At 66.7% G+C, this 14,917-nt stretch carries 13 protein-coding genes and 2 tRNA genes; 5 read left to right on the forward strand and 10 right to left on the reverse strand.

Annotation, left to right across the window (positions count from 1 at the left end):
* Positions 1-7 precede the first annotated feature (7 nt).
* The gene (gene eno / locus AC5JCN_RS04925; protein ID WP_495753912.1) at positions 8-1,291 is read right to left on the reverse strand and encodes a phosphopyruvate hydratase; all 1,284 of its coding nucleotides are present in this window, start codon (positions 1,289-1,291) and stop codon (positions 8-10) included.
* Between the two features lie 154 nt (positions 1,292-1,445).
* On the opposite strand from eno, the gene queF reads away from it, so the two are divergent.
* On the forward strand, positions 1,446-1,895 hold the full coding sequence (gene queF, locus AC5JCN_RS04930; protein WP_495753913.1) for a preQ(1) synthase: 450 nt from the start codon (positions 1,446-1,448) through the stop codon (positions 1,893-1,895).
* Between the two features lie 34 nt (positions 1,896-1,929).
* Here the strand turns inward: queF and kdsA are convergent, their stop codons facing one another.
* Positions 1,930-2,772, reverse strand: a complete 843-nt coding sequence (gene kdsA, locus AC5JCN_RS04935) for a 3-deoxy-8-phosphooctulonate synthase (protein ID WP_495753914.1) — start codon at positions 2,770-2,772, stop codon at positions 1,930-1,932.
* Positions 2,773-2,871: 99 nt separating this feature from the next.
* Complete coding sequence (locus AC5JCN_RS04940) at positions 2,872-3,354, reverse strand: fasciclin domain-containing protein (RefSeq protein WP_495753915.1); 483 nt, start codon at positions 3,352-3,354, stop codon at positions 2,872-2,874.
* Positions 3,355-3,568: 214 nt separating this feature from the next.
* Between AC5JCN_RS04940 and AC5JCN_RS04945 the strand changes: the two genes are divergently transcribed.
* The gene (locus tag AC5JCN_RS04945) at positions 3,569-4,405 is read left to right on the forward strand and encodes an aldo/keto reductase (RefSeq protein ID WP_495753916.1); all 837 of its coding nucleotides are present in this window, start codon (positions 3,569-3,571) and stop codon (positions 4,403-4,405) included.
* 2 nt (positions 4,406-4,407) lie between these two features.
* On the opposite strand, the gene AC5JCN_RS04950 is transcribed toward AC5JCN_RS04945, so the two are convergent.
* Positions 4,408-5,070, reverse strand: a complete 663-nt coding sequence (locus AC5JCN_RS04950; protein WP_495753917.1) for a class I SAM-dependent methyltransferase — start codon at positions 5,068-5,070, stop codon at positions 4,408-4,410.
* Between the two features lie 88 nt (positions 5,071-5,158).
* The gene (locus AC5JCN_RS04955; RefSeq protein WP_495753918.1) at positions 5,159-5,353 is read right to left on the reverse strand and encodes a hypothetical protein; all 195 of its coding nucleotides are present in this window, start codon (positions 5,351-5,353) and stop codon (positions 5,159-5,161) included.
* A 212-nt stretch (positions 5,354-5,565) separates the two neighbouring features.
* Between AC5JCN_RS04955 and AC5JCN_RS04960 the strand changes: the two genes are divergently transcribed.
* Positions 5,566-7,968 (forward strand): thiamine pyrophosphate-binding protein, encoded by a 2,403-nt coding sequence (locus AC5JCN_RS04960; protein WP_495753919.1) that lies wholly within the window; start codon positions 5,566-5,568, stop codon positions 7,966-7,968.
* 87 nt (positions 7,969-8,055) lie between these two features.
* Positions 8,056-8,472: a DUF4864 domain-containing protein gene (locus AC5JCN_RS04965; protein WP_495753920.1), complete on the forward strand. Its 417-nt coding sequence runs from the start codon at positions 8,056-8,058 to the stop codon at positions 8,470-8,472.
* Positions 8,473-8,482: 10 nt separating this feature from the next.
* Here AC5JCN_RS04965 and AC5JCN_RS04970 read toward each other — a convergent pair whose 3' ends face one another.
* From AC5JCN_RS04970 to AC5JCN_RS04990, 5 genes are all read right to left on the reverse strand, one after another.
* Complete coding sequence (locus AC5JCN_RS04970) at positions 8,483-11,293, reverse strand: valine--tRNA ligase (protein WP_495753921.1); 2,811 nt, start codon at positions 11,291-11,293, stop codon at positions 8,483-8,485.
* 104 nt (positions 11,294-11,397) lie between these two features.
* Positions 11,398-11,952 (reverse strand): DUF2497 domain-containing protein, encoded by a 555-nt coding sequence (locus AC5JCN_RS04975; RefSeq protein ID WP_495753922.1) that lies wholly within the window; start codon positions 11,950-11,952, stop codon positions 11,398-11,400.
* A 184-nt stretch (positions 11,953-12,136) separates the two neighbouring features.
* Positions 12,137-13,501 (reverse strand): TolC family outer membrane protein, encoded by a 1,365-nt coding sequence (locus AC5JCN_RS04980; protein ID WP_495753923.1) that lies wholly within the window; start codon positions 13,499-13,501, stop codon positions 12,137-12,139.
* Between the two features lie 218 nt (positions 13,502-13,719).
* Entirely contained in the window at positions 13,720-14,391 is a 672-nt protein-coding gene (locus tag AC5JCN_RS04985; RefSeq protein ID WP_495753924.1) for a protein-L-isoaspartate O-methyltransferase family protein, read from the reverse strand.
* Between the two features lie 145 nt (positions 14,392-14,536).
* Positions 14,537-14,610, reverse strand: a tRNA-Cys gene (locus AC5JCN_RS04990).
* 160 nt (positions 14,611-14,770) lie between these two features.
* Here AC5JCN_RS04990 and AC5JCN_RS04995 point away from each other — a divergent pair.
* Positions 14,771-14,846 (forward strand) — tRNA-Asn (locus AC5JCN_RS04995).
* Positions 14,847-14,917 lie beyond the last annotated feature (71 nt).

Raw genomic sequence — 14,917 nt, forward strand, 5'->3', positions numbered from 1 at the left:
GTGACGTTCAGCGCTTCTGCTTCAGAGCGCCGCGGCCGGCGTACCTGGCCGCCGTCCCCAGCTCTTCCTCGATGCGGATCAGCTGGTTGTACTTAGCGGTACGGTCGGAGCGGGCGAGCGAGCCCGTCTTGATCTGCCCGCAATTCGTCGCGACGGCGAGGTCGGAGATCGTCGAGTCCTCGGTTTCGCCCGATCGATGCGACATCACGGCCGTGTATCCCGCGCGCTGCGCCATCTCGACTGCCGCCAAGGTCTCGGTGAGCGACCCGATCTGGTTGACCTTCACCAGGATCGAATTGCCGATGCCCTGCTCGATGCCCCTCGACAGACGGGTCACGTTGGTGACGAAGAGGTCGTCGCCGACGAGCTGAACGCGCGAGCCCGCAATGTCGGTGAGGATCTTCCAGCCCTCCCAGTCATCCTCGGACATGCCGTCCTCGATCGTGGCGATCGGATAGTCGGTCGCAAGCTTGGCCAGGTACTTGGCCTGCTCCTCGATCGAGCGCACCTTGCCCTCGCCCTCGTAGTGGTAGGCACCGTCCTTGAAGAACTCGGTGGCTGCGCAGTCGAGGCCGAGCAGTACGTCGTCGCCGGGCTTGAAGCCGGCGATCTCGATGGCCTTCATGACGAAATCGAGCGCCGCCTCGGCCGAGGGAAGGTTCGGCGCGAAACCGCCTTCGTCGCCGACATTGGTGTTGTGGCCGGCCTTCTTCAGGGCGCCCTTGAGCGTGTGGAAGATCTCGGACCCGATCCGGACCGCTTCCGCAAGGCTGGACGCCCCGACCGGGAGAACCATGAATTCCTGGAAATCGATCGGGTTGTCCGCGTGCGCGCCGCCATTGACGATATTCATCATCGGAACCGGCAGGACCCGCGCGGACGTGCCGCCGACGTAGCGATAGAGAGGCAGCGCCGCGGCGTCTGCCGCCGCCTTGGCCACGGCGAGGGACACGCCGAGGATCGCGTTGGCTCCAAGCCGGCTCTTGTTCGGCGTTCCGTCGAGATCGATCATGGTCTGGTCGATCTTCACCTGATCCTCGGCATCGAATCCGCCGATCGCGTCGAAGATGTCCCGGTTGACACTCTCCACCGCCTTGCGCACGCCCTTGCCGGAGTAGCGGCTCTTTTCGTCGTCGCGCAGCTCCATCGCCTCATGCGCACCGGTTGACGCGCCGCTCGGCACCGCCGCCCTGCCGAAGGAGCCGTCCTCGAGCGTCACGTCCACCTCGACCGTGGGGTTGCCACGGCTGTCCAGAATTTCGCGGGCATGGATGTCGATGATGGCGGTCATGTCGCTCTCCGGCGGGTCCTGGCGAGGTCTCGACGGGCTTTTACGCCATGGGCGGGCGAGCGCAAGTCGCGTGGCTGTCGTCGAACCTTCATGCGGTGGCGCTCGACGCGGCCACGCCGCGCAGTATGGTGCGCGCAAGAGAAGGACACTTCCGATGCAAGACGAACACCTGCAACTCGGCCACGCGACGCCGCTTCCCGCCTCGCCCGAAGCAGCCGTGCTGGACCGGGTTCCCAACCCGCACCCCGGCACGGACTATCTCGCCCGCTTCACCTGCCCGGAGTTCACCTCGCTGTGCCCGGTCACCGGCCAGCCTGATTTCGGCATTCTCGTCATCGACTATGTGCCGGACGGCTGGCTCGTCGAGTCGAAGTCCCTGAAGCTCTTCCTCGGGTCCTTCCGAAACCACGGCGCTTTCCACGAGGATTGCACGGTGGGCATCGGCAAGCGCCTTACCGGCCTGCTCGAGCCGCGATGGCTGCGCATCGGCGGCTACTGGTATCCCCGGGGAGGCATTCCCATCGACGTGTTCTGGCAGACGGGTGTGCCACCAGCGAACCTCTGGATTCCCGACCAGGGCGTCGCACCGTACCGCGGCCGGTGATCGCTTCTGCGCGAAAGCCTTTGCCGCGTCGTCCTCAGCCGGCCTTTGCCAGCCGGTCGAACGCCATCAGCGTCTTCAGCAGGGCCGGCATCTCTTTCAGGGGCACCATGTTCGGGCCGTCGGAGGGTGCCCTGTCGGGAGTCTCGTGCGTTTCGATGAACACCGCCGCCACCCCGACCGCAACGGCCGCGCGGGCGAGAACCGGCACGAACTCGCGTTGCCCGCCTGACGACGTGCCCTGTCCGCCGGGTTGCTGCACCGAGTGCGTGGCGTCGAACACCACCGGCGCTCCCATGCGCGCCATGATGGGGAGCGAGCGCATGTCGGAGACAAGCGTGTTGTAGCCGAACGACGCGCCCCGCTCCGTGACGAGAACGTCGGCGTTCCCGGCGCCGGTGACCTTCGAGACGACGTTCGTCATATCCCAGGGGGCCAGGAACTGCCCCTTCTTGACGTTCACCACCCGTCCCGTCTTCGCTGCGGCGACGAGGAGGTCCGTCTGCCGGCAGAGGAAGGCGGGGATCTGCAGGATGTCCACCGCTTCGGCGACCATGGCGCACTGGCCGGGCTCATGCACGTCGGTCAGCACGGGCAGGCCCAGCGAATCGCGGATCTCCGCGAAGACCGCGAGGGCCTCGGACAACCCCACACCGCGGACACCGGAGGCCGACGTTCGGTTGGCTTTGTCGAACGAGGTCTTGAAGACCAGGGGCATGCCAAGCCCTGCCGTGATCTCCTTGAGCGCCGAAGCCATTTCCAGGGCATGCCCGCGGCTTTCCAGCACGCAGGGACCCGCGATGAGAGCGAGGGGGAGATCGTTGCCGAACCGGACCGGGCCGACTGAAACGATGCTGTTCGGAGCTGTGGCGTTCGACATGCCTCGTCATACTCCGTCACACCCGGCGCGCGCGACAGAAAAAGGAGCGCGGCCGATCGGTGCGAACGGCCGCGCGAGGACGTCAGTAAACGATGCGGCTCACTTGGGGAGCAGCACTCTGTCGACGACGTGGATGATGCCGTTGTCGGCCTTCACGTCGGCCTTCACCACCTTCGCCTTGTTGACGCGTACGCGCTCGCCGTGACGACGAACCGTCAGGGTCTCACTGCCGTCCAGCGTGGCGACCTTGGTCGACTTCGTAGGCACGTCCTTGGCCGCCACTTCCTGGGGCACGACGTGGTAGAGAAGGATCGCCTGGAGCTTGTCCTTGTTCTCCGGCTTCAGCAGAGACTCGACCGTGCCCTTCGGAAGCTTTGCGAAGGCTGCGTCGGTCGGTGCGAAAACCGTGATGCCCTGCTTCGTTGCGAGCGCGTCGGCAAGTCCAGCTGCCTTCGCTGCTGCCAGCAACGTGTTGAATTGGCCGGTGCTCTGAGCAGTTTCAACGATGTTTGCTGCTGAGGCCGAAAAAGTACCACCGGCCATGAGCGTGAATAGAGCAACAGATGCGACAAGTTTACGCATGTGGGCGTCTCCTGAGCTTTCCTTTGCTGGATGCGCAAAGCGGAATGACTTACGACGGTTCCGCTCCACCAGATGAGTGTGAGCCGAACAGCTGCGATCACGCTTACGTGATGCCAGTCGACTGTGCTGATTGCGACCGTCTCAGCGCCGCCACGCTTGGCAGCAACGATAGAGCCTCTCGCGCATTGCTTCGTTTGTCCCGCCGGAGTTCTTCATGCCCATCACTGTGACGCTTCCCGACGGCATGCAGGTGCCCGCTCTGGGCCAGGGTACCTGGCGCATGGGCGAGCGGGCCGACAGGCGGCGGGCGGAGATCGCCGCGCTCCAGGCGGGCTTCGAGATGGGACTGACGGTTCTCGACACAGCCGAGATGTATGGCGAGGGGCGGACGGAGAGCCTCGTCGGCGAAGCATTGAAGGGCTACAGGCGCGACGTTCTCGTCGTCAGCAAGGCCTACCCCCACCATGCCGACATGCGTTCGCTCCAGAGGGCGTGCGAAGGCAGCCTGAAGCGGCTCGGCATCGAGGCACTGGACCTTTATCTCCTGCATTGGCGCGGCAGCATTCCCCTCGAGGAGACGGTTCGAGGCTTCGAGGCGCTGGCCGAGGCGGGAAAGATCCGGCGCTGGGGTGTCAGCAATCTCGACACCGGCGACATGCAGGAACTGCTCGCCATCGCGGGCGGCGAGCGCTGTGCGACCAATCAGATCCTCTACAATCTCGTCCGGCGCGGCCCGGAGTTCGACCTGCTGCCGATGCTGGAGGAGCGCGGCATCAGCGCGATGGCCTACAGCCCGATCGAGCAGGGTACCCTGCCCTCCCCGCCCGGACTGCAGGGCATCGCCTGGAAGCACGGTGTCGAGCCGGCGCAGATCGCGCTGGCCTGGGTGATGCGCAAGCCCGGCGTGATCGCCATCCCCAAGGCCGGGACGCGCGCCCATGTCGAGGCCAACCGCCGCGCTCTCGACCTGACGCTGGACGAGGATGATCTCGCGGCGCTGGACAAGGCATTCCCGCCGCCGCGTCGCAAGCGGCCGCTGGAAATGATCTGACCTCAGTCCTGGAAGTTCTTCCCCGCCGGGCGGAGGACATAGAGCTGGGTGACACCGCCGGCCATTGGCTGGCGTCGCACCACCTCGAGCCCGGCGGCTGCGAACCAGAAAGAGGTCGTCGGACGATAGGTGCCGCCGAAGGCCCAGCTGAGCCACGGTGACATCACTTCCATGCCGAGGCGAACGATCGGCTGATCGGGCATGACGTAGTCGAGCAGCCGGATCTCTCCGTCCGGCCGGCAAACGCGCGCGACCTCGCGCAGGGCCGGCAGCTGGGCCTGGTCGGGAATGCAGCCGAACACGAATGTCGCGACCACGGCGTCGAAGCTGCCGTCGGGAAACGAGAGCCGCGTCAGGTCCATCGGCGCAAGTTGGACCCTGATCCGGTTGCGTGCCGCCCGCTTGCGCGCCCTCTCCAGCATGGCCGGGCTGAGATCAACACCCACCATCTCGGCTTCGGGGGGATAGGCAACGAAATTGCAGCCCGTCCCGACGCCGGCATCGAGAATGCGGCCAGACAGTCCTGCAAACACCGATCGCCTCAGGCGCCGTTTCCAGGCGATCTCGTAGGGGCCGTCCAGCGTGTCGTAGAGAGGTGCGATCCGCTCGTAGGTACGAACGGTCTCGCGCGCCACCTCGTCCCGAGCCCGGCCGTGTCCCAGCATGATTCGTCTCCGCCGCGGTATCTCCGGGCGGTCTAGAAAACGGCGATGACGCGGAGGTGTCGGGCAGGCGACGAAACGCCTTCAGCCTTCAGGCGCGGCCGAGCGTGATTCCGAGCCGCGGATCCGTCAGCGGGCCCCAGACGGCGGAAGCGAGACGCGATGGATCGTCGCCAAGTTCGAGGCACTCGGCCACCATCGCCGCGATGAAGGCCGCCCGCGCTGCCTCCGGCTCGCTGCCCTGCCGGACGGCGTCCTCGGTGATCGCGTCGGATACCTCTGTCACGAGATCCCCGAGTTCCTCCGTCCAGACGGAGGCTGAAACTTGGCCGGTGGTGTTCATCGCCGGTGACACTAGCCGTCGCCTGACGGAATTCAAGCCGATCTTTCGATAGCGTGAACGCCATCGAACGAGATTGAAGAGACGTGTCGCGGGTGTCACTCGACAGAGGTCCCATTCGCATGGACAGTGCTGCCGGTGCGAAGGAGAAAAGCCGCATGGACGAGCGCATCGAGACATTGGCGGAGTTGGAGAAAAAGGTCCTATGGCTGTCAGCCTGGACCATTCACAATGCCAACCATCTCCGCTCGCATGACGACGGTCTGAAGGTCGGTGGCCATCAGGCCTCCTCGGCGTCGCTGGCGACGATCCTCACGGCGCTCTACTTCGCCGTGCTCCGCCCGCAGGACCGGGTCGCCGTGAAGCCGCACGCCTCGCCCGTCTTTCACGCCATCCAGTATCTAATGGGGCTTCAGACGCGCGAGAAACTCGAGAACTTTCGCGGCTACAAGGGAGCGCAGAGCTACCCATCCCGCACGAAGGACGTGGACGACGTCGATTTCTCGACGGGATCGGTCGGCCTCGGCGTTGCGCAAACGCTCTTCGCCTCGCTCGTGCAGGACTACGTTCGCGCGCACTGGAAGCAGGACAGGCCGGAGGGGCGCATGGTCGCGCTGGCCGGGGACGCCGAACTCGACGAAGGCAACATCTTCGAAGCCTTGCTGGAGGGCTTCAAGCACGGCGTGCGCAACACCTGGTGGATCATCGACTACAACCGCCAGAGCCTCGACGCGGTGATCCGCGAAGGGCTGTATGCGCGTTTCGAAGCCCTGTTCCGCGCGTTCGGCTGGGATGTCGTGACGCTGAAATACGGCTCGCTGCTGGAGGCGGCCTTTCAGGAGCCCGGCGGCGACAGGCTCCGGGACTGGATCGACCGGTGCCCCAACCAGGTCTATTCGGCGCTGACCTTCCAGGGCGGGGCGGCCTGGCGCAAGCGCCTGCTCGATGATCTCGGCGACCAGGCGCCGATGACGCGCCTGATCGAAAAGCGCAGCGACAGCGAGCTTTCGACGCTGATGACCAATCTCGGCGGACACGACCTGCCCACCCTGCTGGAGGCGTTCGAGGCCATCGACCACGACCGTCCTGTCTGCTTCATCGCCTATACAATCAAGGGCCACGGCCTGCCGCTTGCGGGACACAAGGACAACCATGCGGGGCTGATGACGCCCGCCCAGTTCGAGACGTTCCGGTCCTCGATGAACGTGCGACCGGGGCACGAGTGGGACCGGTTCGAGGGCCTGTCTCTCCCGCCCGAGCGGCTTCAGGCCTTTCTCGACGCTTCCCCCTTTCATGCGCAGGGCCGCAGGCGGCACGAGTCGCCGCTAATTCCCGTGCCGCCCAGCTTTCCCGCGGATACGCAGCCGGTGGTCTCGACTCAGATGGGGTTCGGCCGTCTGCTGGACGAGATCGCACGGGCTGGCGGACCGCTGGCCGACCGCATCGTGACGACCTCCCCCGACGTCACCGTGTCCACCAACCTCGGTCCCTGGGTGAACCGGCGCGGCCTCTTTGCCCGGGCAGCGATGGCCGACACCTTCCGCGAGGAGCGCATCGCCTCCACGCAGAAGTGGGATTTCTCCCCGAAAGGCCAGCATCTCGAACTCGGCATCGCCGAGATGAACCTGTTCCTCGCGCTGTCCGCGCTCGGACTCAGCCACTCGGTGTTCGGCGAGCGCCTGCTCCCCGTCGGCACTCTCTACGATCCCTTCATCTCGCGCGGCCTCGATGCGCTGAACTATGCCTGCTACCAGGACGCCCGCTTCCTTCTCGTCGCGACACCGTCCGGTGTGACGCTGGCCCCCGAGGGCGGTGCCCACCAGTCGATCGCCTCGCCGCTCATCGGCATGTCGCAGGACGGGCTGTGCGCTTTCGAGCCGGCCTTCGTCGACGAGCTCGCCGTCATCCTGCGCTTCGCCTTCGACTACATGCAGCGTCACGGCGAGGGCGAGAGGGACGACCGTCCGGTCGAGGAGAAGAGCTGGCTCCGCGACGAGACCGGCGGCTCCGTCTATTTGCGCCTGTCCACCCGGCCGGTCGAGCAACCACGCCGCGCCATGGAGGCCTCCCTGGCCGGCCAGATCATCGACGGCGCCTACTGGGTGCGCCCGCCGGGCCCGAACTGCCAGGCCGTCATCGCCTACCAGGGTGCAATCGCGCCGGAAGCCATCGCCGCGACCGGGCTTGTGGCTGAAGACCGGCGCGACGTCGGGCTGCTCGCCGTAACCTCAGCCGACCGACTCAACGCGGGCTGGACGGCCGCGGAGCGCGCCCGCCAGCGCGGCCAGACGGGAGCCATGAGCCATGTCGAGCGCCTGCTCGCACCGCTCTCGCGCGACTGCGGCATCGTCACGGTGATCGACGGCCATCCCGCTACGCTGGCGTGGCTCGGTTCAGTGCACGGCCACAGGCTGCGGGCACTCGGCGTCGAGCATTTCGGCCAGACGGGCACGGTGCAGGACCTCTACCGTCACTTCGGCATCGACGCGAACGCCATTGCCGCGGCGGTCGAATCAGTCGCGCCAGGACGTCCCGTGAGGCATCTTCGCGCCCTGCCCTGAGAACCGGTCAGGAGCAGTACTCTGGAAGTGGGGAAAGACCGGCCTATAACCGCAGAGGTGCAGCCTTTCTCCCTCCCGGAGCGACCCATGCGCCGCCTTGCCCCTGCCTTCCTCACCGTCGCCGCCCTCGTTTCCCCGGCCATGGCCGTGGAGGAAGCGGACCGGACGCAGATCCAGGACGTCATCCGCAACCAGCTCGAGGCGTTCGGCCGCGACGACGCCGCCGCGGCCTACGGTTTCGCAGCGCCTGGCATCCGAAGAATGTTCCCGAACTCCGAGGTCTTCATCGACATGGTCCGGCGCGGCTACCCGCCGGTGTACCGCCCGAAGGACTGGGCTTTCGGCGAGGTAAAGGACGGCCCGCTCGGCCCCGTCCAGTCCGTGAAGATCATCGACGCCGACGGGGTTCAGTGGCTCGCCGTCTACACGATAGAAAAGCAGGAGGACGGCAGCTGGCGCATCTCCGGCTGCTCTCTCGTGAAAGACGAGGCGAAGAGCGTCTGACCGCAGCGGGTCAGCCGCCCAATCGCGCCAGCGCTTCCTTCAGCTTGCCGATCCGCGCGTTGGAATCGTCGCGACGCTCGCGCTGCTCCTCGACCACCTCTTCGGGAGCCCGAGCGAGGAAGTCGGGATTTCCGAGCTTGGCGTCGACGCGCTTCACCTCGCCCTCTTCCTTGGCGATCTCCTTGGTGAGACGGGCGCGTTCCGCGGCGATGTCGACGATTCCGCCGAGCGGAAGACAGACCGTTTCACCGCGCACCACCATCTGGACGGATTCGCCCGGCGCGGTGTCGGCAAAGGACACCTCGGACAGGCGTGCGAGGCGCTTCAGCATGTCGCCCCAGCGTTCCGCACGACCCCGGGTCTCGTCGGATGCCTGGACGAGCACGAGCGGCACCTGCGTGCCGGCGGGCACGTTGGTCTCCGAGCGGGCTGACCGGATCTCGGTGACGAGATCGACGAGCCAGCCGATCTCGGCCTCTGCCTGGGCATCGCCGGTGGTTGGCGGCGCAGGCCATTGCGCCAGCGCGAGCAGCGACGTCCGCGGCGGGCTGTCGGCGCCCTTCACGGCCCACAGCTCCTCGGTCATGAACGGCATGAAGGGGTGTAGCAGCGCGCAGATGCCGTCGAGAACGAAGGCGATGCAGGCCCGGGTCTCGGCAGCGGCGGCAGCGTCCGAACCCGCGAAGACGGGCTTGGCGAGCTCGAGGTACCAGTCGCAGAACACGTTCCAGGTGAAGCGGTAGGCCGCGTTCGCCGCGTCGTTGAAGCGGAACGCCTCCAGCGCCGCCGTGACCTCACCGACCGCCTTGCCGTACTCGGCAAGCGCCCAGCGGTTCAGCATGAGCCCCGCACTGGCCGGGTCGAACCCTGCGACGCGGACGCAGCCGTTCATCTCGGCAAAGCGGGCCGCGTTCCACAGCTTTGTCGTGAAGTTGCGGTAGCCCTCCACCCGCTGGCGGGAAAGCTTGATGTCGCGGCCCTGCGCTGCCATGGCCGACAGCGTGAAGCGCAGCGCATCGGCGCCGTAGGCCTCCACGAGTTCGAGCGGATCGATGACGTTGCCCTTCGACTTCGACATCTTGGCGCCCTTCTCGTCACGGACGAGCGCGTGGATGTAGACGGTGTGGAAGGGGATCTCTTTCATGAAGTGGAGCCCGCTCATCATCATCCGGGCGACCCAGAAGAAGATGATGTCGAAGCCCGTCACCAGAACGCTGGTCGGGTAGTAGCGCGCCAGTTCGGGCGTCTTCTCCGGCCAGCCCAGCGTGGAGAACGGCCAGAGCGCCGACGAAAACCACGTATCCAGCACGTCCTCGTCGCGCGTCAGCGCGACGTCCTGCCCGTAGTGAGCGCGGGCCGCGGTCTTTGCCGCGTCCTCGTTCATCTCGACGAAGACATGCCCGTCCGGCCCGTACCAGGCCGGGATCTGGTGCCCCCACCAGAGCTGGCGCGAGACGCACCAGGGCTCGATGTTCTCCAGCCACTGGAAGTAGGTCTTTTCCCAGTTCTCCGGGACAAACTTCGTGCGCCCGTCGCGCACGGCCGCGAGCGCGGGCTGGGCCAGCGTCTTGGCGTCGACGTACCACTGGTCGGTCAGCCAGGGCTCGATGACCACGTTCGAGCGGTCGCCGTGCGGCACGGTGTGTCCCGTCGGCTCGATGCTGGCCAGCAGCCCCTTGCCCGCCATCATGCCGACGATGCGCTTGCGGGCCTCGAAGCGGTCGAGCCCCGAGAGGGTCATCGTCTCCGCCTCGGGAGTTGCTTCCCGCAGAAACTCCTCGTTCCCCTCCAGGAGGATCTTCGCCTCGGCATCGAGGATGTTGACGAGCGACAGGCCGTGCCGTCGTCCGACTTCAAAGTCGTTGAAGTCGTGCGCCGGCGTGATCTTCACCGCGCCTGTTCCCTTCTCGGGGTCCGCGTACTCGTCCGCGACGATCGGGATCAGCCGCCCGACGAGCGGAAGCACCGCCTTGCGGCCGATGAGGTGCCTGAGACGCTCGTTCTCGGGATGGACGGCAATGGCGGTATCACCCAGCATCGTCTCGGGCCGGGTGGTCGCAATCCGGATGTAGGTGTTGGGGTCGTCAGGCGCGTAGGCCGAACCCTCCAGGGGGTACTCGAAGTAATAGAGATGCCCGCTGGGATCGCGGTCCAGCACCTTGCCGAGCGCCGCGACGTCGAGCGCACCGTCCTCCGAGCCGGGTTCGGGCCGCTCCCACTTGAAGCTGCCCTTCTTCTCGACCTGCAGCACCTCGAGATCCGAAATCGCGGTCTGGAAGCGTGGGTCCCAGTTCACCAGGCGCTTGTCGCGATAGATCAGCCCCTGCTTGTGAAGGGTAACGAACACTTCCAGCACGGCACGGGACAGGCCTTCGTCCATCGTGAAGCGCTCGCGCGACCAGTCGCACGACGCTCCGAGGCGCTTCAGCTGGTTGAAGATGGCGCCGCCCGACTCGGCCTTCCACTCCCACACCCGGCGTAGGAATTCCTCGCGCCCCAGCGTCCGGCGATCCGGCTGCTGCCGCTCCGCCAGCCGCCGCTCGACGACCATCTGGGTCGCGATCCCCGCGTGGTCGGTCCCGGGCTGCCAGAGCACATCCTTGCCGCGCATGCGCTCGAAACGGCACAGGATGTCCTGCAGCGTGTTGTTGAGAGCGTGGCCCATATGGAGTGAGCCGGTGACGTTCGGCGGCGGGATGACGATGCAATAGGGCTCCGCCTGCGCCCGCTCGGGCCGGCCGGCGCGGAACGCTCCGGCCTCCTCCCACGCAGCGGAGATACGACCCTCCACGCTGGCGGGGTCGAAGGTTTTGTCCATCATTGCAGCGATCCTCGCGCCATCCGGCGCCTGTCCGTGTCGAGCGCGCACAGAAAGCGGACCCGGCCGCTTTCGTCAATCCGCGCCGGGAATTCGACCTGTCGAGATCAGCCTCTGGGCGTGCGGGCGAGCCGCTCAATCTCGGCGCGCACGAGGTTCTCGACGAGACCGGGCAGGTTCTCGTCCAGCCACGACTTCAGCATCGGGCGCAGCATCTCCTTCACGAGGTCCTCGAGAGTATGCCCCCCGTGAGGAACGTGCAGGGAACCGAGCGAGACGAACGCGCTCGACACTGCGGCGGCCACCGCCGGAGACAGCAGGCTTTCTCCCGATGCAGTGTGTGAGGGCCCATCAGGCGCAGGGGCTGGCGCGCGCGGCGGCTCGGGTGCGGCCTCCGGCTCCTTCGGCCGGTTCATGATGAGAGGCTCGGCGATCTCCCGGAACTCGATGTCATCGTCCGGCTCGGTCGCCGGCCCGATCGAGGCGAGGTCGAGGACGTCCTCGTCTTCCTGTTCGGCCGGGGTCGCTGCAGGCTCGGGCGCTGAGGCCGGCGCGGCTTCGGAAGTCTCGTCGCCTGCAGGAGCGTCCTCGGCAATGATCCGGCGGATCGACGCGAGGATCTCCTCCATCGACGGTTCGTTCGCCTTCAGGCTCGCACTCATGAGCTACCGTCCATGCCGCCGCACAGGGAACGCGGCGAATCACCTCGCGGCGGGGCGCACGTCCACGCGGGCGAGTATGTCGGCCGCATTATCCAATGCAAGGAGCGCCGGGACCGGCCCTTGTGGAAAGGGCCGCACGCGGCGGCCCTCTTCTCGGCAGGTGTTGCAGTAACGCAGCGCGGCGTCACTGCCCGTCCGGCGTGCGCAGGCCGATCCACTTGTCGCGGACCTGCTCGTAGTGGACCCGCGGCTGGTAGTCGACGGTGGCGAGCCTGAGGTTGGCGGCAGACAGCCGGCCCGTCGCCGAAAGCAGCCCGTAGGACGCGACCACACGGTCGCGCTGGGCCGTGATCAGCGACACGCGGGCCGTCAGCAGTTCCTGCTGGGCGTTGAGGACGTCGAGCGTGGTGCGCTGGCCAACCTTGGCCTCTTCACGCACGCCGTTCAGGGCCACCTCGGCCGCCTGGATCTGGGCCTGCGATGCCGTGATGCGTTCCTTGGTCGCTTCCAGCACGCCCCACGCCGAGACGACGTTCTGGCGCACGGTGTCGCGCGCCTGATCCGCCTCGATTCGGCGCTGGCCGAGCGTTTCCTTGGACTGCCGGACGCGGGCATAAACCTCGCCGCCCTCATAGATCGGAACCGAGAGCGTGCCGACGACCGCGGCCGTGTTGTTCTCCAGGTTAGACTGCTGGAAATCCCAGCGATGGGTGACGGTGCCCTGCAGGCCGACCGTGGGATAGAGCTCCCCTTCGACGATCTTCACCTGAAGTTCGGCGGCGTCCACCGCATGCAGGGCCGCAAGAATATTGGGATGTTCTGCCTGGGACTGGGCGATCGCCCCGTCGAGCGTGCGCGGCAGGACGGTGTCGAGAGCGCGCGCCGGAGCAAGCTGCCGGGCCTCGGCACCGATCACGGCGCGATAGCGGGCAAGGCTGGTCTTCAGGTTGCCTACCGCGGTGCTGGCGTCCGCCTGCGCGGCGGCGAGGCGAGCTTCCGCCTGTGCGACGTCGGTGCGCGTCACCTCGCCCACGTTGAACCGGTCGCGCGTCTGGCGAAGCTGTTCGTCGAGGACGTCGATGTTGTTGTTGCGCAGGCTCACAATGGCCGTGTCACGCAGCACGTCCATGTAGGACGTGGCGCCGTCGAGCAGGACAGACTGCTCGGTCACCCGCAACTGCTCACGCGCGGCGAGCACGTTCGAGTCGGCCTGGCGAACCGAATTGTAGGTCCGGCCGCCGTTGAACAGGTTCTGGTCGACCTGCAGCCCGACGCCACGCGGGATTGAATTGTCGTTTTGCCAGGGACCCGTGCCAAGGCGCTGATCCCGGGTCTGGGCGCCGATGTCGCCCGACGCCGTGATGCGCGGCCGGTATCCCGACAAAGCGCGCGGCACGTTCTCGTCGGTGGCCCTCACGCCGGCACGGCCCGCATTGAGCTGCGGGTTGCCTGAATAGGCGCGGGCCAGCGCGCCCTCGATCGTTTCGGCAGACGCACTCTGCGCCATGGCTGCGAGCGCGACGCTGCCGAGCAGAAGTACACGCATCATCCTGGACGATTGGTTCAGCAAGTCGCCACCCTTCGTTTCCGCCGGCCGGTACGCTTCACGTTCCGACATCATCCTCGTCGTGAGTCTAGCAAGCCGAGGCTAAACATGTTTATGCGCGCTGTCGTGAACGCACCACACGGTCCCGCCGCATTCCAGCCGATTTTGAGACGGTGCCGCAAAAAGGCGACACTGTTCCAAAACACTACGTCTCGCCGCAGTCAAAAGACGAACGCCGGCTCGGGCCGGAATTCGTCGAGTACGGGCGCTGCTGCATCGAACACCGGGCGCGACGAGAGAGCCTCGCCCGAACGTCGGTAGAGAAGCGCGCGCCCTGCCCTGCCCTCGCCCTTCACGCCCACCAGCTTGCCGCCGTCGGCGAGTTGCGCGAGCACCTCGGCCGGCTCCACGAGATAGGCTCCGTCGATGAGGATGATGTCGTAGGGTGCGCCGGCGCGATGACCGTTCGCGAGTGCGCCCTCGACCACTGTGACACCCGGAGCGCCGGCCTCCGGAAGGCGGCGCCGGGCCTCGGCTGCGAGGGAGGGCTCGGACTCGAGCGCCACGACCTCGCAGCCCATGCTTGCAAGCACGGCCGCCGCGTAGCCGGTGCCCGCGCCGACGACGAGCGCCTTGGCTCCCGGCAGCGGCTGCGCCGCCTGGATCATGCGGGCGAGCACCATCGGGTTCATCATTTCCCGCGGCCTTTTCTCCGGGTCCGTGCCGGGGAGAGGCAGCGTCCGGTCGACATAGGCGATGTTCTGCTGGCGGGGGCCCAGGAATGCCTCGCGCGGAACGGCGAGAAACGCCGTGATGACCTCGTGCTGCGTCACGTCGAAGGTGCGCAGCTGTCCATCCACCATCATGCGGCGCTGCAGGGCGAAGTCGGGCATGGAAAGCTCCCGCGAACCTGAATCGTTGCCGCTGCGGCGGCCCGTCGGGTGGGTTTTCAGCCAGGGTGGCTCAGAATGCAAGCGCCCAACCGGCCGTGCGCGACGCCTGCCGCACCAGCCTGAACTCATCCTGGTTGAGAGAAGGTGGAGGCCTCGCCCGGAATCGAACCGGGGTGCAAGGATTTGCAGTCCTCTGCGTAACCACTCCGCCACGAGGCCATCGCGGCGCGCCGTTCCCGGCGCGGGCGCATCCCCTTAGCAAGACTGCACCAGCCGCGGCAACCCCTTTCACCGGCGGCCAGGCTTCCGCCGGTCGCTGCCAGATGCCGAAATTGGCGCTTGCCATCCCCTGCCCCGGATTGTATTTCCCCCGCCACGGTCCCCGATAGCTCAGCTGGTAGAGCATTCGACTGTTAATCGAATTGTCGCAGGTTCGAGCCCTGCTCGGGGAGCCACCCTTCACCAGACATCAGGCTTTTGCTGCCGACGGGCCGCCGCTTTCGGTCGTTCTGCGGGAGGTTTTGAG

Source organism: Alsobacter sp. (assembly GCF_059501845.1).

Coding starts and splice junctions, on each gene's coding strand:
- eno (WP_495753912.1), bottom strand. CDS start 1,291: ATGACCGCCATCATCGACATCCATGCCCGCGAAATTCTGGACAGCCGT.
- queF (WP_495753913.1), top strand. CDS start 1,446: ATGCAAGACGAACACCTGCAACTCGGCCACGCGACGCCGCTTCCCGCC.
- kdsA (WP_495753914.1), bottom strand. CDS start 2,772: ATGTCGAACGCCACAGCTCCGAACAGCATCGTTTCAGTCGGCCCGGTC.
- AC5JCN_RS04940 (WP_495753915.1), bottom strand. CDS start 3,354: ATGCGTAAACTTGTCGCATCTGTTGCTCTATTCACGCTCATGGCCGGT.
- AC5JCN_RS04945 (WP_495753916.1), top strand. CDS start 3,569: ATGCCCATCACTGTGACGCTTCCCGACGGCATGCAGGTGCCCGCTCTG.
- AC5JCN_RS04950 (WP_495753917.1), bottom strand. CDS start 5,070: ATGCTGGGACACGGCCGGGCTCGGGACGAGGTGGCGCGCGAGACCGTT.
- AC5JCN_RS04960 (WP_495753919.1), top strand. CDS start 5,566: ATGGACGAGCGCATCGAGACATTGGCGGAGTTGGAGAAAAAGGTCCTA.
- AC5JCN_RS04965 (WP_495753920.1), top strand. CDS start 8,056: ATGCGCCGCCTTGCCCCTGCCTTCCTCACCGTCGCCGCCCTCGTTTCC.
- AC5JCN_RS04970 (WP_495753921.1), bottom strand. CDS start 11,293: ATGATGGACAAAACCTTCGACCCCGCCAGCGTGGAGGGTCGTATCTCC.
- AC5JCN_RS04975 (WP_495753922.1), bottom strand. CDS start 11,952: ATGAGTGCGAGCCTGAAGGCGAACGAACCGTCGATGGAGGAGATCCTC.
- AC5JCN_RS04980 (WP_495753923.1), bottom strand. CDS start 13,501: ATGATGCGTGTACTTCTGCTCGGCAGCGTCGCGCTCGCAGCCATGGCG.
- AC5JCN_RS04985 (WP_495753924.1), bottom strand. CDS start 14,391: ATGCCCGACTTCGCCCTGCAGCGCCGCATGATGGTGGATGGACAGCTG.